Genomic DNA, 20439 nt, shown 5'->3' with positions numbered 1-20439 from the left:
AATCAAAAAATGACGCCTTCATTTAAACGCAATTGCAAGCTATCAGTAAAGGTGACTGAAAAAGGCGTCGCACCATTTAAATCAAGGTTATTGAGTCTTTGTGCCATGGGGTGACTGTTTGTTAAATCAACACTTAGCTTAAGATCGCCTTTAGTGGCAATTTTAGCGCCATTTAATGTCCGTGTATCTGCGGTTGCCCTTATTAACGCATCATTTAACATTGAATATAAAACTAAGTCTGCCCAAGGTGCGGTAACTGAGACGCCAATCGTACCTGATAATGACAAGATGGATGTTTGAGGATTCTCTGGATGTTTGACAGAACTACTAAAATCCTTATCGTTTAAATTAAAATCAATATCGGTGACGAATTTCGGGTAGCCCCATAATTCTTTACCTGCACGACACGCAGCTTCAGTGGTTACCGGTAAATCACAAATCCACATACCGGTATTGCGTCGATCTGGTGGTAATGTCATTTCCATCAATGGATGAGCAGGTGTGTCTTGGTCTGCAGGATAGACAAGCATACTTGATGCAACTTCGTGATAAGGCTCGCCATCAGTTAATTCACGATAATCATAGAAAGCTAGACTAAATAACGCTTTATTGCCTATAAGCTTAGCCACCTTTAACGTTGGATTGTCCAATACACTGACTGCTTTGTCATAATCCACCATAAAAAAAGCAATCAGGCTTGACGCATCAAAGTACTTAATCGGCAGCTGAGCTTGACCTTGAGACATCTGTCTTGTGTGGGTGGCTTGTTGAAAAAATGGGTCAGCATGCCATTTATTATTCACGTTTTTATTCATTATCATAGGTTAAGTACCTTTTTTATTATCAGATTGTTTTTAAGCGGTTTTATTTAAACATGACAATAGGAAAGTATAAAGTATTGTTGTGTAAAGCAATGCGTTCTACTCAATTAATTTAAAGTTTGGTAGGCATAACTAAATCTGATTGATGCATGCTGAAAAAAACGGAAGAAAATATTTGGTAACCTAGAATACTAAACAGAAGTTTATCGTGACTAAGAACAGAATACAGTTAAACATTCAAAGCTGAATCCATCGTCAAAGTCAAATAAAATAAAATAACATCAATCTACCAAGTTTTTTTCTCCATTGTTGACAGCAGAGGTCACTAGTTACCCCATACCTCATCGGCAATCTCTTTAATTAAATCGAGTTTTGCCCATTGAGCTTCTTCAGTCAAAATATTACCTTCTTCGGTTGAGGCAAAACCACATTGGGGGCTTATACATAACTGGTTAATATCTACAAACTGGGCTGCTTCTTTAATCCGCTCAATAATAACGTTTTTATCTTCCAATTCGCCTGTTTTTGACGTGACTAGACCTAGTACAACTTGCTGATTTTTGATATGTTGTAACGGTGCAAAATCTCCCGCGCGTTCACTATCATATTCCAAGAAAAAACCATCTACTCTGCAGGTACCAAACAACACCTCAGCAATAGGCGCATAACCGCCTTCAGAGAACCAAGTTGAACGAAAATTACCACGACAAATATGCATGGTAATTTGCATATCGTCAGGTTTGGCATCTACAATACGATTGAGTACCGTCACATAATTTTTAGCAACTTTATCCAAATCAATACCACGAGCCTCAAATTCCGCTCGTTTATCGAGCGAGCAAAACTGCCCCCAACTTGTGTCATCAAGTTGTAAATTACGTAGACCTAACGCATAAAATTTGTTTAACGCTTTAATGTATGCGTTAGCAATGTCATCAAATAGCTGGCTTTCTTCTTGGTAAAGGTCAATCGGCTGGTAATTTTCATCACGTATACAAGCCAATAAGTGCAGCATACTGGGTGATGGGATGGTGAATTTTGTTGGGTAATTACCCGCACAATCTTTTAAAAGTTGATAGGCGTTGACAAAGGGATGGTCGTCACTAAAGTCGATTTTACCCACAATGGCAATGGTGTTACCCTTAGGTTTCGCACCCTTAAACGCAACAGGAAATTTTTCAAGGCTAATCATCTCAATGCCATTTAGTCCTGCTAAAAAATCTAAATGCCACCACACGCGGCTCAATTCACCATCGGTCACGGCGTGCAGTCCATGGCGTTTTTGTAGATTCACAAGATTTTAGATTTCGTCTTTTAGGATTTTGTCAAATGCCGCTTGGTTGATTTTGCCAGTTTGCAATTCGGTTTTGGCATTTTTTAGCGCGTCAGTGCGTAAAAACGACCCTACTACATCGTTACGGTATGGCGCTTGGGTTCGTGGGGTTGCCTGCGCAAATATTTGGCTCATAGTTGATTCGCTTTTGTTAAAAAACTTGAAGCGTCACTATAAGAGTTTTTAGCTAATGAGACAAACGCTGATTTTTCAAGGTAAAATGAATTGCGTTTAATATTTTGACTACTAAACTGTGGGTTTGGTAATACATTTTAAGCCTTCGTGCAGTTTCACTTAGCGTAGTCACTGACTTGTTTTACATTCAAGGAATGTATATTTTATCCTATTACGACAGCACTATTGTTAACTGATTCATCTTCAAACTCAACTTGCCCAATACTTGTTATGTTAAAATAATATTTTTAAAATCAATTATTTGCTTACTCCATTTTCAATATTATTAAGTGTTGAGTTGAATTGACTTAAAATTTATAAGGTAAAGCTTATTAAATTGTAAAGACTAATCTGCAAACTAAAAACCCTATCTTTACACTTTCTTTATATCTGCACTTTAACAATTAACGGCAAATTTACAAGCTTCTTGGTAATAATAAGCATTGACAAATTTTATGCTTAATCTATCAAGGAGTTGGCTATGCAAGCGTTAGCAGGGTTGATGGCACTCGGGTTATTTATCTATCTGGTGTACGTCCTTATCAAAACGGAGGAGTTTTAATGACTTCCTCTGCCTTCATTCAAGTCCTTTTATACCTTGGGGTATTATTTATGCTTGCCTATCCGTTAGCAGGATTTATGGTGAAGCGGATGCAAGCCCCTTTATCTGCCAATGAACAACGCTGGTTTTCCCGTTTTGGGATGTTAGGCGTGGACAATCACGGCAAACTCAGTGGTGAGATGAACTGGAAACAGTACGCCATAGCAATTTTGCTATTTAATATCATTGGTTTAGTGGCATTATTCGGGTTGCAATTGCTACAAGGCATTTTACCGCTCAATCCAGAAAAATTTTCCGCACCCACTTGGCATTCAGCGTTTAACACTGCTGTCAGCTTTATGACCAATACCAACTGGCAAAGCTATGGTGGTGAATCTACCATGAGCTACCTGACCCAAATGCTAGGTATGTCATTGCAAAACTTTTTATCAGGAGCAACCGGGATTGCGGTGGCGTTCGCGTTAATACGTGGGTTAACCCGTAAAAACGCCCAAGGTATTGGCAATGCGTGGGTCGATTTGTGGCGAAGCAATCTGTATATTTTGTTGCCCATTGCCATCGTTATTACGTTGTTATTAGTAAGCCAAGGGGTGATTCAAACCTTATCATCAACTGTCAGTGTCAGCACATTACAAGGGGCAGTCCAAAATATTGCCCTAGGACCTGTTGCCTCGCAAGAAGCGATTAAAATGTTAGGCACGAATGGTGGCGGTTTTTTTAATGCCAATTCAGCACATCCGTTTGAAAATCCTACTGCACTTTCTAACTTTATTGAGATGCTCGCCATTTTCTTAATTCCAACAGCGTTATGTTTCTGCTTAGGAAAAATCAGTGGCAATCTGCGTCAAGGTATTGTGATTTTGTCGGCGATGACGCTGTTGTTTTTAGGCATGTATTGGCTCACTGTCAGCAGTGAATTGGCAGGCAACCCTTGGTTGGCTAACCAAGTCAGTGGTCTGGTGTCGCCTGATATGAGCGGCAATATGGAAGGTAAAGAAACCCGTTTTGGCATCGTCGCGTCTTCCCTGTTTGCGACTATTACCACGGCGGCGTCGTGTGGTGCCGTCAATGCCATGCATGACTCATTTACCCCCATGGGCGGTCTGGCTCCCATGCTCCAAATGCAGCTAGGTGAAGTGGTATTCGGCGGTGTCGGTGCCGGTCTCTATGGCATGTTGTTGTTTGCAATCTTAGCCGTGTTTGTGTCAGGACTGATGATTGGTCGTACCCCTGAATATTTGGGCAAAAAAATCGAACCGTATGAGATGAAAATGGTGGTATTAGGACTGCTTGCTGCACCGTTGACAGTACTCATCGGTACAGCGATTAGTGTGATGACGGAGGCAGGTCAAGCCGGGGTATTTAACCCATCTGCTCATGGCTTTAGTGAGATTTTATATGCGTTTAGTTCGGCGGCAAACAACAATGGTTCTGCCTTTGCAGGACTGGGTGCCAATACTCCTTTTTATAATGTGATGTTGGGGATTGCCATGCTGGTAGGTCGGTTTGGGGTTATTTTACCCGTACTGGCATTGGCAGGTTCACTGGCGAAAAAACCACGATTACCTGTCAATAACGGTACGCTACCAACCACTACACCACTATTTGTTGGGCTACTTATCGGCACGGTGTTATTGGTTGGGGCTTTGACTTTTATCCCAGCGTTAGCACTCGGCCCAATTATTGAGCAAATCTGGATGCACCAGTAGCCGTCGCAGACTCAAATTAAAGGAATTTATCATGACACAAACTATTAGTCCTAATCAGCCCATAAATACAAACCATCAGCCGAATGAACCTCATCATAAAAAAACACCACAAAGCATGTTTGCCCCTGAATTGGTCAAACCTGCGTTAAAAGAAACGTTTGCTAAACTAAACCCTAAAGTACAGTGGCGTAACCCGGTGATGTTTGTGGTGTATGTGGGCAGTATTTTAACCACGTTACTAACGATTCAAGCATTAATTTCCCCCGAACATCGCTCAGAGTTTGGCTTTGATTTGAGCGTAACCCTTTGGCTATGGTTTACGATTTTGTTTGCCAATTTTGCCGAAGCCTTGGCAGAAGGACGTAGCAAAGCGCAAGCCGCTAGCCTTAAACAGGCTCGTCAAGACGTCAAAGCCCGTAAACTCCTTAATATCGAAGACCGTACTGCCACCATGACCGTGCTTGCCACAGAATTGGATAAAGACGATATCGTATTGGTGGAAGCCGGTGAAGTGATTCCTGCCGATGGTGAAGTGATTGAAGGCTTAGCCTCGGTGGATGAATCAGCGATTACGGGAGAGTCAGCCCCTGTGATTCGCGAAAGCGGTGGCGACTTTAATGCGGTGACGGGTGGGACTCGGGTATTGTCAGATTGGCTCATCATTCGTATTACCCAAGCGGCTGGACAAGGCTTTTTAGACCGTATGATTTCACTCGTCGAAGGGGCAAAACGCAGTAAAACGCCCAATGAGATTGCGTTAACCATTTTATTGGTGGCATTGACGCTTATCTTTTTAATGGTGTGCGTCACGTTACTGCCTTTTTCACAATTTGCCGTCAAAGCGTCAGGTCAAGGTATTCCAACGTCGCTGGTGATTTTGGTGGCATTGTTGGTTTGTTTAATCCCGACCACGATTGGCGGTTTGTTATCAGCCATTGGCGTCGCTGGGATGAGCCGTATGATGCAAGCCAATGTGATTGCCACCTCAGGGCGTGCGGTCGAAGCCGCAGGCGATGTCGATGTGTTAATGCTCGATAAAACAGGCACCATTACTTACGGGAATCGCCAAGCGTCGCAGTTTGTGGCAGCACAAGGTATTACTGCCAGTGAATTGGCAGAAACAGCGATGCTTGCGTCACTGGCCGATGAAACCCCAGAAGGACGCAGTATTGTTAAACTGGCGGAACAGCAGTTTAATTTGACTGATGCTAATTTTAAAACTCGGCCTTACGAAGCGATTGAATTTACTGCCCAAACTCGGATGAGTGGTACCGATATGGACGGCAGACAAATCCGTAAGGGTGCCTTTGATGCCATTGCCCGCTGGGTTGAACAGGCAGGTGGCATCATGTCAGACAACATTAAACACCAAGTCGAAGAAGTCGCTCGCCGTGGTAGTACGCCACTGGTCATTGCCGATGGTAAAAAAGTACTGGGTGTGGTTGAGCTAAAAGACATTGTAAAAACAGGCATTAAAGAGCGATTTGCTGAACTGCGTAGCATGGGCATTAGTACTGTGATGATTACTGGAGACAATCCCTTAACCGCCGCTGCGATTGCCGCAGAAGCAGGCGTTGATGATTTTATGGCAGAAGCCACCCCAGAGCAAAAACTGGCTCGTATTCGTAGTTACCAAGAGCAAGGTAAACTGGTTGCCATGACTGGTGACGGTACTAATGATGCCCCTGCCTTGGCACAAGCCGATGTGGCTGTTGCCATGAACAGTGGTACCCAAGCGGCAAAAGAAGCGGCGAATATGGTGGACTTAGATTCCAACCCCACCAAACTCATTGAAGTGGTGCAAACCGGCAAACAGATGCTAATGACCCGTGGTGCTTTAACGACTTTTAGCCTTGCTAACGACGTGGCAAAATATTTTGCCATTATTCCTGCTGCCTTTGCCAGCACTTACCCTGCGTTAAAAGTGTTAGATATCATGCATTTAGGCAGCCCAACCAGTGCCATTTTATCTGCCGTCATCTTTAATGCGTTAATCATCATTGCGTTGATTCCACTGGCGTTAAAAGGCGTGAAATACCGTGCTGCCAAAGCAGCGACGTTGCTACGCACCAACCTGTTAATTTACGGCTTAGGTGGATTAATACTGCCATTTATTGGGATTAAAGTGATTGATGTGATTTTAAACACCTTGCATTTGGCGTAACCTGAGGGGAAATACGATGAATACGACAATCTATACCGATAATAATAACCAATCTGCCATTCAATTTGCCATGCTAAAACCGGCATTGCTGTTGTTTATCATCTTAAGCATGATTCTAGGGGTGCTGTATCCGTTGGGGATGACCGCTGTCTCGCAACTGATGATGCCAACGCAAGCCAATGGTAGTCTATATAAAGATAGCCAAGGTAAAACGATTGGCTCACGCCTAATTGGGCAAAACTTTGATGACCCTAAATATCTGTGGGGACGCCCGTCAGCGGCGAAATACGATGCTAAAGCTTCAACGGGCAGTAACTTAGGTCCTCTAAACCCTGAGCTGGCGAAAAATGTGCAAGCCGCCGTTAGCAAATTAAAAGCAAGCGACCCCACCAATACCGCCCCAATACCGCTTGATTTGGTGACTGCCTCTGCCAGTGGTCTTGACCCCCATATCTCACCTGCAGCTGCTGAATGGCAAGTGGGTCGTATTGCCAAACAACGAGGCATTAGCGTAGATACGGTTAAAAAAGCCATTAGTGATAATACCCAAGCCCCACTATTTGGCGTTTTAGGTGAGCCGGTTGTCAATGTCTTGGCAGTCAACGTGGCTTTAGATAAACTGGCTAAGTCACAATAATAAAGTAAGCGTAAGAGTAAGGCATGACTGATAACCGCCCCAACCCTGATGAGCTGCTCAATCAAATTGAGGCAGAGACGTTGACCACGACCCGAGGCAAGCTCAAGATTTTCTTTGGCTCATCAGCAGGTGTGGGTAAAACTTACGATATGCTGATGGTAGCACGACAAGCCCAAGCTCAGGGCTTTAACGTACTTGTCGGCATTGTGGAAACGCATGGACGTAGCGAAACCGCTGCATTGCTCGAAGGCTTAACGATTTTACCACTCAAGCAAATTGACTATCGAGGACAAACCCTTAAAGAATTTGATATCGATGCCGCTTTAGCGATTCACCCAGATATTCTGTTGGTTGATGAACTGGCCCATAGCAATGTGCCGACTTCCCGTCATCCTAAGCGATGGCAAGATGTGGAAGAGCTAATCAATGCAGGCATCAATGTTTATACTACTTTAAATGTACAGCATTTAGAAAGTGTTAATGATGTGGTCAATCAAATCACCGGCATAGCGGTGCGAGAGACACTACCGGATTGGTTTTTTGATGCTGCCAATGAAGTGGTGTTGGTCGATTTGCCTGCCGATGAACTATTAACACGGTTAGAGGAAGGCAAGGTATATTTGCCCAATCAAGCCAAAAATGCAGTAAAAAACTTTTTTCGCAAAGGCAATCTGATAGCCTTGCGTGAATTGGCACTGCGTCGTACTGCTGACCGTGTTGATACCGATATGCGCAATTATCGTAAACAGGCACGGATTTCACCAATATGGAACACCACAGACCAACTATTAGTCGGCTTAAGTAGTACTGGTAATAATGAACGCCTGATTCGCCATGCTGCTAGACTTGGGGGTAGCTTGCATACCAAATGGTATGTGACCCATGTGGAAACCCCATCTAACCTTTCCAAAAATAAGCAAAAAATCTTAGATGCCCTACGTTTAGCGGAAGACATGGGGGCAACGACCCAGATTATTACCGCCAATAGTGTTGCTGAAGGACTGACGAGCTATGCCCATCAGTTTAATATTGGACGCATTGTTATTGGACAACAACGACCCAAATTGGGGTGTTGGCGAAATTCTTTGATCGAGCAAATCGGTAAACAAGACACCAAGCTTGACTTAATCATAGTTAATCAAGTGGCTGACACCACCCCGAATACATCAGCTTCTCTCATTAGCAAAACGCCGAATTATCAAGAGTTATGGGCAAACCATAACGTAAGGGGCTATCTGGTCGCAACCGTGGGTTGTACGTTGGTCACTGCCTCACTTGCTAAACTCACCCAATGGCTGGATTTAGCTAATGTTTTAATGCTGTACTTACTGATAATCGTGTTTGTTTCGGTACGTTTCGGTCGTTTTCCTGGGATTTTTGCGGTTATCGTTAGCGTATTAAGCTTTGATTTTTTCTTTGTTGAGCCAAAATTTTCTTTTTCGGTAAGCGATGTACAATATCTATTGACCTTTGGGGTGTTGATTGTCGTCTCTTTATTAATTAATAACTTAGCGGTTGGGTTACGGTTTCAAGCCCAATCCGCTCGTCGTCGTGAGCTGCAAGCCAAATCGATAAGTGAATTAAGCCAAGGCTTAAGTGCGGCACGTAAAACTGAACAGATTGCTGACCATGCGACGCTGTGGTTATTACAACATTTAGCCAGTTATGCATTAGTTGTCACGCCCAACAATCAAGGTCGGTTAAACTTGGTGAGTGATACCGCCGTACCGTCAGAATTTGATTGGGCAGTGACGCAGTGGGTATATGACCATAATCAGCTTGCAGGATTTGGCACCAACACGCTTACGGCGAACAAAATGCAATACCGTCCACTGGCAGCTTCAGGGCAAGTATTAGGGGTAATTGCCGTCTTGCCCAAAGATACCAGTTATTTTAATCAGCCTGAACAACAGCGTTTTTTAGATGTGGCAGTTGCCCAAATTGCCTTGGCATTGGAGCGAATTTATTTGGCAAAAGTTGCTCAAGAAGCGGTGATTCAAGTAAAATCAGAGCAGCTGCGAGGAACGCTGTTATCGGCATTGTCCCATGATATTCGCACACCGCTTGCGGTATTATCCACGCTCGCTGAAAGTTTATTGCAACTAACACAAACTGAGCAAGAACAGCATCAACTAGCATTAGATATCCAACAGCAAAGTAGGGCCATTGGACGTTTGGTGGTCAATATTTTAGATTATGCGTCACTGCAATCAGGCGGTATAAGCGTTAATAAACAATGGATTAGCCTTGAAGAATTGATTGGTGGAATATTAACTCAATTAGAGTTTGCTCTTGGCACTCGAGATATCATTGTGGATATTCCAGACGCCCTACAATTTATCTATACCGATGAATTATTATTGGCAAGAATTCTTAATAATTTACTCACCAATGCCATTAATTACTCACCGTTAGGGTCACCCATTCATATTCAAGCACTATCAGACAGCCAAAATGATTTTAAAATTAATGTTATTGATGCCGGTGATGGTGTACCCATTGAGATGCAAACTAAGATTTTTGAACGCTTTACTCGTGGTAATCCAGAAAGCACAGTAACCGGTTTAGGGCTGGGTTTAGCCTTAAGTCGTGAACTGGTAAAAAGTTTGGGGGGCACGCTGAGCGTCACCAATGTGGTACCGCATGGGGCATGTTTTACCATAGAACTACCTCAACCTAGCCAAATCGAACAACGACAGTTTGCTAGCCAATTACATAATCAATCGCATATTTCGATTAATTCACCCTCAGATTATGAGAATTTACCGACCTAGATAACGAACCTATGAAAACGATTTTAATCATTGAAGATGAGCCCCATATTGCCCGTTTTATTAAAAAAGTATTAGAAGACGAAGCATGGGTCGTTTATACCGCAGAAACTGGGCAACGAGGCCTTATCGAAGCGGCAACACGTCGCCCTGATTTAATTATTCTTGATTTAGGCTTGCCAGACAGTGATGGACTTGAGATTATCAATGATATCCGTACTTGGTCAAAACTGCCCATTATCGTCTTATCCGCACGTAGTAATGAGCAAGATAAGATACAAGCGCTTAATTACGGAGCGGATGATTATCTAACAAAGCCCTTTAGTATGGGTGAGTTGTTAGCGCGGGTGAATGCGTTGCTGCGTCGTTACCAGAATAACCAAGACAGTGATGCTATCGTTCAAATGGGTGATATTTGTATTGATACTAGTCAACGTGAGGTGAGTAAAAATGGTGAGGTTGTGCATTTAACGCCCATTGAATATCGCTTACTCACAGTACTGATTCGCAATTCTCAGCGTGTCCTCACCCATGAGCAAATCCTTGATGAAGTGTGGGGTAAAGGGCACCAAGACCAAGGGCATTATGTGCGAATTTTTATGTCAAATTTGCGACAAAAGCTTGAAGACAATCCTTCACGACCTAAGCATTTCTTAACAGAGGTTGGCGTTGGCTATCGGCTTAAAATGTAAATTTAACAATTGAGATTGCAAAAATTTTTGTGTAAGCCTTAGCATATTGCGTGATAAGGATCAGCATAGAATTCGGATCACATATAATATTGAATACATTTTTTTGATATTTAATTGATGGGATTACTACGTAAGTTTATAATGAGGTTAGCACAGAAAACCGAAAAATAATACTTTAAGGGATTTTTTGCAACATTTTTAATTAAATCTCATCTGTCTAAAAAACGAACACTTTTTAGAATATTGATAATTGTTTACTTTATCATAAAATTACAATATGTATGTTTGACGACTTATTAAAAAGCTATTCCAATAAGCACCCATGAATTAGTACTTAGAAATTTCTAATATGAAAAAACCGCTGACATATAATTAGCGGTTCTATTTTTCAACAAAAACAAGTATTCTAATGAAAAATAACCTTATAAACTCCTCCGTTTTCTTCAGCATACATCAGTCAAGTCGTTGCAGCCATGTTAATACTGTATGGTTAAACAGTGTGGGCTTATCGACAGTAACCCAATGTGAGGTCTTAAACCCGCTCACCTGATTGTTAGGTTGCTGCGTGATTTTAACAAGCCAAGCTTCAGAGTGAAACATGGTAGGTTTTTGTGTGCCATAGACGAAAAGGTAAGGACAGGTAAAGTTAATCGATTGTAAGTTTTTAAAACCGCCCTTTGCCTTTGTCCACGCCACATAATAAGGGTAGCCCATATTCGCATGGATCGTCTGAGATGCCGCAGGTGCTCCTAGGACTTTGCCTACTGTTCTGGCTATTTTATTACCAATGCTACCACTTAAACGAAAACCAATCACTAATGGCAGCTGATAGCCTGCAATCACCAGCTTATCTTTAACCGTTAAACTAGCATTAAACTCTTCACTATAGGCATCACCCACATCAATGCCAATTAAGCGGCTGACTTTCTTTGGATAACGTACCACATATTGATAGCCATAAATAGCACCCCAATCATGTACCATCAATATCACCGGCTTGTCAGGGCTGACATAGTCAATCACTTGACGAATGGTATCAATGATGTCTTCTAATGAAAACACCTTGGGGCGAGCCTGTGGCTCATCAAATAGAGGCAGCGTAAAGGTGACGCAACGATAGTCATTTTTAAAGAAAGCCACTTGGTTTTGCCACAGTGCTTGGGTATCGGGCCAACCATGTATCATCACCAAAGTTTGTTCGCCATTGCCGTCAATACTACCGTTGACACCTGCTATATGAAAAGTCGTTGCCATAATTTTCCTAATTGATTGAATAGGTTAAAGTTTTTATGTACTGACCATACAAACACAAATAAAGGAAATAAACAAATTTTTGAATGTTTTTATGAACATTTTAGACTTAGAACTTAATTCAATTTAACATCGTCCATCTTTGATTATGTTAAATATTAAAATTCAAACGCATCCTATCAAGGGATATAGATGCTTAGCACTTGCATGAGCGTTTAGTCTTTTACATGATTGGTTTTTTTAGCTCGATGTTGAAATGCTTTCTTGAAGTACTCTGCCCCTGCTTTGTTGTAAACTATCAATTCTTGTTCTTGTTTCTCAGTTAATTTAAGATGTCGAGTATATTTATTATTGTTCGGTACTATAATTTTCAGTTGCTGTTTCATGTTGATTTCCCTTACGCTGTTCTAAGGCTTACCTTACTGCCTCAACATTCTTTAATTTGTTCTAACATTGGATTTTTAAGATGCCCAACCTATTGTTAGATAATCTTGTTTAAACGGTAGCCAAATTCTTTATAGCTATATTCATCTAAACCCTGTTTTTCATCAAGGGATTGTCATATATTTTGCTAGACTGCAACATCCACCTAGTAATCAAAGGCAATCATAACAGTTGCTACCACAACCTTACTCTCACGATTGCCGATATATACTTTTAATCGGTCAACACAGAATTTGAACCATAATCTATGTTAAGCGATTTCTTTAGAAATTAAAATAATAAAATCAGCGACTGATAATTTTATATGATAGTTTAAAATAATCGCATCAATATCATACTAATGAATGTTTGTTAAAATGATTAAATCTCAAATATTTAGCAGCAAACAAATGAACCTGCTGCCCTATTTTCTCTGAATTCTGTACTATCCTTTAGGCAGATATTAGCTATTTTTAATAGCCGCTGCTACACCTGCATTCGCCCGACGTAATAATATATCATGAGCAATGCGACAATTTTTTGCTAATACCGCATTTGGCTCCTTGCCGGATGCTCGCATTTGTTGGCATTTTTGCTCGTCTTTTTGAGCTTGTTCAAGATTCGCCCGATAATACTCGCTGCTTCTTGGCTGATCTTGGCAGCCTGTCAATGCTGATACTACAGCGCCTATTAAAATCATATTGCTCAGTTTCATAATGTCCCCTTTATTTTCTACCAATGAAAGGTTTTGGTAGCCAATGTTTCATTCGTCTGCGTATCAAGATAGGAAACGGTAGCTTGTAGCGGCTTGGCTTTTAATTGATTTTCATCAGCGGTAATTTGTACGTATAGCTCACCTCTGCCGCCCAATGTATTATTGATACGAGCTGCTTCAATTTTTTTAGCCACGGCTTCATCGTCAACCAACAACTCACATTTTTCTTGGGGTGGTGCCACAATATATTGGGTCGAGTCATTAATATGCCGTAGAAAATTCAATTGAATAGACTGTTTATTACCGAAGAATGGCCCTAGCCCCCCATATTTACCATGGCTAAGAAATTTATCCATCTCACATGACATGGCAAATGTCTTAGTGGTAAAGTCATAAGGTCTTGTTGTATCAATACCAAACACATTGACTGACAATGGCGATAAATTTTTGTCATTTTGTTGTTTTAAAAACTGATCAGCTATTTTTTGATCGTTAATAATGGGTACTTTAGCAAGATAGGTACCTTGGTACGTTTTAATCTGTTGACTCACCTTTGGCAACAGCTGTACGGCTAATTCACGTTTTTTAAACGTATCAGCTTCATTGTCATACTCTGTAGATATGAGACTTAGCTTTTCTTCCTCCATCATTTGCCGCGGGGTTTGGGCGATAAATAAGGGAGTTAGGTAGCTTAAGTCACTATCTTGATTAATATCATGTACATGGCTTAAATCTAACGTCTTTGCTGATGTAACTGACAAAGCGGGTTGGTTTGTTAACGTCTACGAGGCTGTCGTTTGTGCTACCGCGGCTGAGAATTTAGGATCGGGTGTCTCAAGATTGGCGCTTGCCGCTGTGGTATTGCTAGTTTGCTCCGGCTGTTTATTTTGGCAAGCAACCGTAATACATGCACTTGCCAAGACACTTAAGACTAACTTTAATGACATCAATAACTCCTAACCCTAAATTTAATTCAGCATACCTTAAATACGGTATATATGCCGTGGAATTATAGACACCTGTTGTTAAAAATGTCAACTTTTGAGATGACATTTGTGACTAGTAAACATCCGCAGATTGTGGCATTTGGTAAACGTATTCGTACCATTCGAAAGCAAAAAGGCATCTCTCAAGAGAAGCTTGCACTCTTGGCCCAGATTGATCGTAGTTATATGGGGAAAATTGAACGCGGTGAATTCAACCTTACCCTAACTAAAATTTATCAAATCAGTGAAGCGCTACAAGTTTCTGTGGTAACATTATTTCAAGAAGACGAGTTTCCCCCACCCACTTAATGGTCATATATAATTATTAGTAAGGCAAACATTGTTTCAGCCAAACACTCAATTAAACACAGGGTAAGTTTCATTATCCCTATTCTTGAATGAGACCCTATTTAGAAACCCGGTCCCTCATCATCCCATCTCGGAGTTGACGAAGTATCATTATCTAAACGTGAGTCACTTGTATCTTTTTTATCGAATCTATCATGATCCAAATTATGACCTGGCAGTGTTTTTAAATCTGCCTGATAAGTAATTAACGCATCCTCAAGACCCTCAGGGTTAGACCACACAGCCAATTTATTTTGTTGGCTGTTTGCGATACTCTCCTCTATTAGCGCCCTTTCTTCACGCTTAAATTTAGACAACTCATAATAGGTATCTGTCTGTTTAACATACAACCTATCCGCTTTTATCTCAAATAAATCGCTACTATAAAAATACTTGAATTGGTTAATATTGCTATAAAGACTAAAATCTACCCCCACCCGTCCGTCGCGGGTCACATGAAAGGTACTGGCGAAGCGGCCAACACTTAACCGCACCGTATCGAAGAAATCACTTTCTCGCTGCGCAAGCGTCTTCATAAAATTGTTCTCAATCAAATCTTTTAACGGCTTTAAACCTAACTCATAACCATACTTATTAATAGAATAACAATAACGCAGGGCATTTTTTATCTCACCATAAATCGGCATCAAGCGCCTTGCTTCCACCGCTTGTCGTCGCTGCCGTTCTTGTTGCTGCTGCATATACGCCTGCAAACGCTCGTCTTCTAACTGACGCTGCAATTTTAGTTTTTCCTCTTCCTTTTGTTTTGCTTTTCGTTTAGCGTTTGCTAATGCCATTTCTTCTAACGTGGGTTCGTAAGATAATGTATCGGTAGCCTTGGGTGACATATCAACCTGAACCGTGGCTTCCATTTTATTAGCTCGCGTATTTTCCAAATCATTTTTAAACGGATGATTAATCCCATTATTGTCATGGTGAGCTCTATCATACGGACAATAATGCTGATCTACCCACGCTAACTCCTCTGCTGGTATCTGGTATTTTTTTATATTAAGCTCGCGCTTATGTGCATAAATATGATTAAATGTCTCACGTGCTTGATCGACCCGTTGCTGTTTGGATGCAATCGTTTCTATCTTTTTATGCAGCGCGTGATCATCAGGGTTGTTTTGTAACCGTAGAAGATAGTCTTGATAAGAAAAATCTTTTTCAAACAAAAAGCCTTTTAAACGAATCGGTTTTTGACTATCTTTACTCACCACACTGATAAATTTTTCTGAGCGCCGGGTGACTTTAATCTGTTCATCACCCATCTGTTCAAGCTCGGCAATCACATCATCTCGATGATTAATCATTCCCGCTGCCAATTTTTTTTCAAGGTAGGTCGCAATACGGGTCTTAATTTTCTCATGGTTTTTTTTCGGGCTTTGGTTACTCTCAAATAAATTGGTGTGACGAAAATGAACTGGGTCATCAGGATCGGTAAATTCAAATCGCGCATTGGCCAATGTTTGCCAGGCACGAAAATACTTGGCATCTTGCACATGATAATACGGCTGTAATCGTTTACCCGTATAAAGCTCGGTGGTCGCGATTAAAAAATTCAACTCAAGCCTTGGTGCTTTAGTTTGAGGATGTGCTTTATCGGTATGTTCAACCCAAAGGATATAATAACGATCCGGTTGCATACCTGGAAACATAACCCGCTCAAAGTCTTGCATGATTTGTTGTTTAACTTCCGCTGTCACTTGATCAGGTCGCTCTTCAAATGACAACACCCCAGCGGTATAGCGTTTGGCAAAGTTACTACTGTTAATGAGTTCTTGGCTAAGATAAGCATCCCCACTTAATACCGTTGCGCCCTCGCGAATGATGCCGTCTGATAAAAATTTTTCACCCAGCAAATAATTGATAGGCCCTTCACCACGACTTCGACCCCGATTAAAAATTTTAAAAATCAACTTTCACTCCAAGACATTCACTTTAAGACCTTTACGCTAAGCCGCTTAATCTAAAACGCTTGCCTTAATTTTTATGTTGCTCAAGCAATGCTTGTAATAACCGATTACTGTCATTTAATGCCGACAACACACTGGCATCCAATTTTTTTTCCGTATTGGCATGTCGAGCAATCTGATTTAAGTTGCTACCAATTCTAGCAACCTGATGAACCAATGCTGGATCGGCTTGTCGAATAGGCACGGCACCCAGGGCTAAATCTCGAAGCCAACCTGCTAAATTTTTAGTGCGCCGTTGTTGCAGCTTAGCAAACTCATTGTCCGTTAAACGAATTTTGATCTCTTTGGTACGCTTATCTCCAAGAATTTTTGGCATCGTCACTCACCTTTAACTGAACCTATTAAACTTTCTAAATGACCACACGCAGCCTTATCTTAAACTCAACAACAGGGCAACGGGGGTTTCGGGGGCATCGCCCCTGAACCAGTTCACATGGTACCATTTTTAGCAAAGCTAAAAAAGGGTACTATGTGTATACTGGCTTAATATCACATTTTCATGGTGGATATGCAAGTGTAGCCAATGTCTTTATCTATTTTTCTGATGGCTGATATCTAATTTATTAGATGTTAGTATATAAAATAAGGGCGCTAGTAGTTTACTATTTTCTATTGGTTGCTCTATAATAATTGTAGATATCTATGATTATGTTATTGATATTTATTCTTTGACATTGCTAATATTTAAATGTTAATCGTTAGTAGTGCTTCATTATTATAGATAGCCAGTTTTTTAGTTTTTTGATATTAACAGTCTTCAATTAGTATCGTTAATCGGTTATCGCCTATTGGTTATAGAGTATGGCTAATATAGTTTTATGTTGATTGGCTATCTGATTGATGAATGTGAGTAGCGATGACTAAATTTATTTGAATGTTTAGGCTTTTTATAGGTATGCTATTTCGTGTGATTGCTGATAGTTTTTAGTCACTGTCTTTGATATTTTATTGGTCTTGTTAGTATCTAGTTTTTTGTGACGTGAATATCGCTATTAATTTTATTGTTAGTAGCGTATTTGGTCAACGCTGTTTAAGGGTGTGTTAAAAAGGAGTATAACAAATGATGTCAACAGATGATGCGGTGCCTCGTAAAGGGGTAACCCGTGCTAATCAAATGCGTACTACTAAGACGGAGGCGGCGCTATTTTTTATTGAGTGTTTAAATGATTTGTCGTGTTTGTTTAAGTTCATGGATGTATTACAGATTGATGATGTCGATGCGTTTAAGTCTCATCGAGTGGTGGATGCGTTTATTAAGTTGCCGCATAGCCCGACTATTTTTAATGGGGCGTTTAATAGTTATCGTGCTAAGCTTGTGTTAAAGAGTTTGGGCGTTAATATTAATCCAAGGCATTTAAAGAAGTTTAGTCAGTCTGATGCGGTGAAAGGTGCTTCTCAAAGTCGTAAGCGTTGTCAGGTGGTGGTGCAGCAGGTGGAGAATCATAAGGTACAGTACCGTGAGGTGCTCGATTTGTTTGTGGGCTGTTTTGTGGATCGGTTAAAAGCTCAGTGGCAACGTGAAGATGCGTTGTTAAAACCTCAGTCAGATGTCGATGCGTTGGTTGTTAAAAAAAGTTTGAGTGAGGCATTTGATGAGTTGTTGTTGGCGCAGTCTTCGCTACCATCGAAAGTTGATGTGTTAATTGATCAAACGCCAGTGTCGAGAATTGAGCAGATTGATTCGATTGTTTCAACTTCGATACCAACATCATCGTCAGCGCCACCACCAAATAATAAGGTGGATACGTCGGTATCTGATGCGTCTGCTTTACAATCAAAGAGCGCGTCGCCTTCGGTGCAACCGGTTGCTGGTTCAATGGCAGGTAAAGACAAGCCAGAGGTGCTTGATGTTAAGGTGGGCAAAATGGCTGATGAACCTTTATTAAAAGAGGAAACTATCTTTGATAAAGCTGCTCAAGCCAGAAATAACCCTACACTTGAAGCGCTATTTGATAATATTAGCTGGAGAGATGAGGATGATAAGGCAAGTAAATCCAGTCAACCAACGTCATCTGTCTCAACAAATCAGGTGGCTAATCAATCTACCCAATCACATGTTGCAAATTCAACACCCGCATCAACTTCAATAAAGCCAATGCCCGATACTAAAGTTAATTCTGCTACTGCAAGTGAAACGGCATCCGTTAAAGAGGAAGATATCTTTGATAAGATCGATAAAGCTATAAAACTAAACCCTAAACTTGAAGCCCTGTTTGATATTAGTAATTGGAGGGATGAAGATAATAAAACAAGTCAATCAACGTCATCTGTCTCAACAAATCAGATGGCTAATCAACCTACCCAATCACATGTTGCAAATTCAACACCTGCGTCAACTTCAATAAAGCCAATGCCCGATACTAAAGTTAATTCTGCTACTGCAAGTGAAGCGGCATCCGTTAAAGAGGAAGATATCTTTGATAAAGCTCTTAAAGCCAGAGATAATCCTGTACTTGCAGCCATGTTTGATACTAGTAGTTGGCGAGACTAATAATTGATATGGGTCAGTCAATGGGTTATATAAGTGTGCGATTAAATTTGTTGGTTTGTTGATAATGGATTAGATAATATCAGTGGTAATGAAGGTAGTAGGTTTTTTAATACAAGATCATACCACGACTGATAAAAAACAAGATAAAGTTTTAAACCATACGATTGGGTGATTGGGTGATGTTAAATTCGGCATGATCAATTCGATAAAAATTTTTAGAACCTGTTCACAATCTTTTCAATAACAAAGCGATGAAAGCGAGATTGGTAAATTGAAGGCTCGAATTTAAATTGTATGATTCATAGAGATCGTTTCAATTTGGCCATCTCTAAATCCACTTTATAATTGGCATTTTGAATACGTTCATCTGATGGGTTATATTGGTTTTGCACCTCATCAGAAAAAGGCGTTTCCTCGCTTAATTCAAAATACCTCTCCATGGGTGTTTTTCCTTTCAAGGCTGAATGTGGTCTTAGCCAATTATAGTAATGCTGCCATTCAGCCAATTGGTCCTGAAGGTTTTCGGACGTGATATCTACGGTTGCATAGAATTCAGTTTTATCAGTCTTTTGAGAACGCTCAACTTTACCATTGAGATGTGGCGACCCTGGTTTATTGGGTCTAAATTTGATGCCATACTCCATCATTTTCTTCTGAACCTTTTCAGCAAAGAATTCAAGTCCACGATCGGTTTGTACTCTTTGAATGGGAAATGGCATTTCCTCAATCACACAATCTAAAAAATCCAGCGTATTGGCTGCCGTACGGCGGTTATAGAGCCTAAGTACCCGATATCTAGTACAGTCATCAATTGAGGTGTATTGATAAAGCCCAGATGCTATTTTACAGGTATTCATTTGGACTCTATCTCCTGGTAGTGGGCGTTCATACCGTAGGTAATCTGCCTTACGACGAAATTTCTTAATCGGTTTGACTTGGTGATTGGTTAATACTTTATGAATCGTCGCCAAAGATAAGGATATTTGATGAAACCTCATTAGTTCCGTTTGCAAACGTCTAGCTCAGAGATTTCTACTAGACCGCATTTGTAATAATAAATCTTCAATGTGTTGATTAACTTTGGTATTAGGTGATTTAAGCGGACGCTTACTTTGGCTTGCCAAACCCTCAATACCTTGTTCAGAGTATCGCTTCCACCACTTGCGTAACGTTGGTCTTGAAATACCACATCTACGACAAACTAGACCAGCATCATTCGTGTCTTCAAATAATTTAATCCATCCGAGTCTTTGTTGAATTTCTTTGTTCATACTCTCCGATTATATTGAAATGATGTCTATGAATCATACAGTGGGTTTGGGTGTCATAGATTTTGAAGTGGCTGACCATTTTGCTAAGTAACGGTGCACTGATGTTGTAATA

General features: G+C 40.8%; 18 protein-coding genes and 1 pseudogene. 8 read left to right on the top strand and 11 right to left on the bottom strand.

Translation table 11 applies throughout. From position 1 onward, the window contains the following. Positions 1 to 2: 2 nt before the first annotated feature. The 3 genes from RT084_RS11660 to RT084_RS11650 all read right to left on the bottom strand — a co-directional run bounded on the left by RT084_RS11660 (position 3) and on the right by RT084_RS11650 (position 2289). Positions 3 to 821 (bottom strand): acetoacetate decarboxylase family protein, encoded by an 819-nt coding sequence (locus tag RT084_RS11660; protein WP_313100187.1) that lies wholly within the window; start codon positions 819 to 821, stop codon positions 3 to 5. A gap of 325 nt (positions 822 to 1146) precedes the next feature. Then, a complete protein-coding gene (locus RT084_RS11655) occupies positions 1147 to 2115 on the bottom strand; it encodes a 5-methyltetrahydropteroyltriglutamate--homocysteine S-methyltransferase (RefSeq protein ID WP_312386037.1) in 969 nt (322 codons plus the stop codon). A 6-nt stretch (positions 2116 to 2121) separates the two neighbouring features. Then, positions 2122 to 2289 (bottom strand): hypothetical protein, encoded by a 168-nt coding sequence (locus RT084_RS11650; RefSeq protein ID WP_239743874.1) that lies wholly within the window; start codon positions 2287 to 2289, stop codon positions 2122 to 2124. 520 nt (positions 2290 to 2809) lie between these two features. On the opposite strand from RT084_RS11650, the gene kdpF reads away from it, so the two are divergent. From kdpF to RT084_RS11625, 6 genes are all read left to right on the top strand, one after another. Next, on the top strand, positions 2810 to 2890 hold the full coding sequence (kdpF, locus tag RT084_RS12440; protein ID WP_072092986.1) for a K(+)-transporting ATPase subunit F: 81 nt from the start codon (positions 2810 to 2812) through the stop codon (positions 2888 to 2890). Then, positions 2890 to 4599, top strand: coding sequence for a potassium-transporting ATPase subunit KdpA (kdpA, locus tag RT084_RS11645; RefSeq protein WP_312386035.1), 1710 nt, complete (start codon positions 2890 to 2892; stop codon positions 4597 to 4599). The genes kdpF and kdpA overlap by 1 nt, the downstream gene beginning before the upstream one ends. A gap of 115 nt (positions 4600 to 4714) precedes the next feature. Next, a complete protein-coding gene (kdpB, locus tag RT084_RS11640; protein WP_312386038.1) occupies positions 4715 to 6763 on the top strand; it encodes a potassium-transporting ATPase subunit KdpB in 2049 nt (682 codons plus the stop codon). A gap of 16 nt (positions 6764 to 6779) precedes the next feature. Further along, on the top strand, positions 6780 to 7400 hold the full coding sequence (gene kdpC / locus RT084_RS11635; protein ID WP_312386034.1) for a potassium-transporting ATPase subunit KdpC: 621 nt from the start codon (positions 6780 to 6782) through the stop codon (positions 7398 to 7400). Positions 7401 to 7423: 23 nt separating this feature from the next. Continuing rightward, positions 7424 to 10174: a DUF4118 domain-containing protein gene (locus RT084_RS11630; protein ID WP_312386033.1), complete on the top strand. Its 2751-nt coding sequence runs from the start codon at positions 7424 to 7426 to the stop codon at positions 10172 to 10174. Between the two features lie 11 nt (positions 10175 to 10185). Then, positions 10186 to 10863: a response regulator gene (locus tag RT084_RS11625; protein ID WP_100271281.1), complete on the top strand. Its 678-nt coding sequence runs from the start codon at positions 10186 to 10188 to the stop codon at positions 10861 to 10863. Between the two features lie 453 nt (positions 10864 to 11316). On the opposite strand, the gene RT084_RS11620 is transcribed toward RT084_RS11625, so the two are convergent. The 5 genes from RT084_RS11620 to RT084_RS11600 form a co-directional block, all read right to left on the bottom strand. Beyond that, positions 11317 to 12117, bottom strand: coding sequence for an alpha/beta fold hydrolase (locus RT084_RS11620; protein ID WP_144918766.1), 801 nt, complete (start codon positions 12115 to 12117; stop codon positions 11317 to 11319). Positions 12118 to 12329: 212 nt separating this feature from the next. Next, positions 12330 to 12500, bottom strand: coding sequence for a hypothetical protein (locus tag RT084_RS11615; protein WP_313100179.1), 171 nt, complete (start codon positions 12498 to 12500; stop codon positions 12330 to 12332). A 500-nt stretch (positions 12501 to 13000) separates the two neighbouring features. Further along, entirely contained in the window at positions 13001 to 13252 is a 252-nt protein-coding gene (locus RT084_RS11610) for an EexN family lipoprotein (RefSeq protein WP_203172784.1), read from the bottom strand. 17 nt (positions 13253 to 13269) lie between these two features. Then, complete coding sequence (locus RT084_RS11605) at positions 13270 to 14013, bottom strand: hypothetical protein (protein ID WP_313100176.1); 744 nt, start codon at positions 14011 to 14013, stop codon at positions 13270 to 13272. A gap of 21 nt (positions 14014 to 14034) precedes the next feature. Continuing rightward, the gene (locus RT084_RS11600; RefSeq protein WP_203172786.1) at positions 14035 to 14199 is read right to left on the bottom strand and encodes a hypothetical protein; all 165 of its coding nucleotides are present in this window, start codon (positions 14197 to 14199) and stop codon (positions 14035 to 14037) included. Positions 14200 to 14307: 108 nt separating this feature from the next. Between RT084_RS11600 and RT084_RS11595 the strand changes: the two genes are divergently transcribed. Then, on the top strand, positions 14308 to 14547 hold the full coding sequence (locus tag RT084_RS11595; RefSeq protein ID WP_227523135.1) for a helix-turn-helix domain-containing protein: 240 nt from the start codon (positions 14308 to 14310) through the stop codon (positions 14545 to 14547). A 101-nt stretch (positions 14548 to 14648) separates the two neighbouring features. Here RT084_RS11595 and RT084_RS11590 read toward each other — a convergent pair whose 3' ends face one another. Next, on the bottom strand, positions 14649 to 16508 hold the full coding sequence (locus RT084_RS11590; protein ID WP_313100173.1) for a relaxase family protein: 1860 nt from the start codon (positions 16506 to 16508) through the stop codon (positions 14649 to 14651). 64 nt (positions 16509 to 16572) lie between these two features. After that, positions 16573 to 16881, bottom strand: coding sequence for a plasmid mobilization protein (locus RT084_RS11585; protein ID WP_060995158.1), 309 nt, complete (start codon positions 16879 to 16881; stop codon positions 16573 to 16575). A 744-nt stretch (positions 16882 to 17625) separates the two neighbouring features. On the opposite strand from RT084_RS11585, the gene RT084_RS11580 reads away from it, so the two are divergent. Continuing rightward, complete coding sequence (locus RT084_RS11580; RefSeq protein WP_313100168.1) at positions 17626 to 19056, top strand: hypothetical protein; 1431 nt, start codon at positions 17626 to 17628, stop codon at positions 19054 to 19056. A 299-nt stretch (positions 19057 to 19355) separates the two neighbouring features. On the opposite strand, the pseudogene RT084_RS11575 reads toward RT084_RS11580, so the two are convergent. Next, positions 19356 to 20327, bottom strand: a pseudogene (locus RT084_RS11575) (IS481 family transposase). Between the last annotated feature and the right edge of the window lie 112 nt (positions 20328 to 20439).

This window comes from Moraxella sp. CTOTU48717, assembly GCF_032057165.1.
Taxonomy (GTDB): domain Bacteria; phylum Pseudomonadota; class Gammaproteobacteria; order Pseudomonadales; family Moraxellaceae; genus Faucicola; species Faucicola tetraodonis.
Note: the sequence above shows the minus strand (reverse complement) of the source record. Positions and strands in the feature narration are given on the sequence as shown.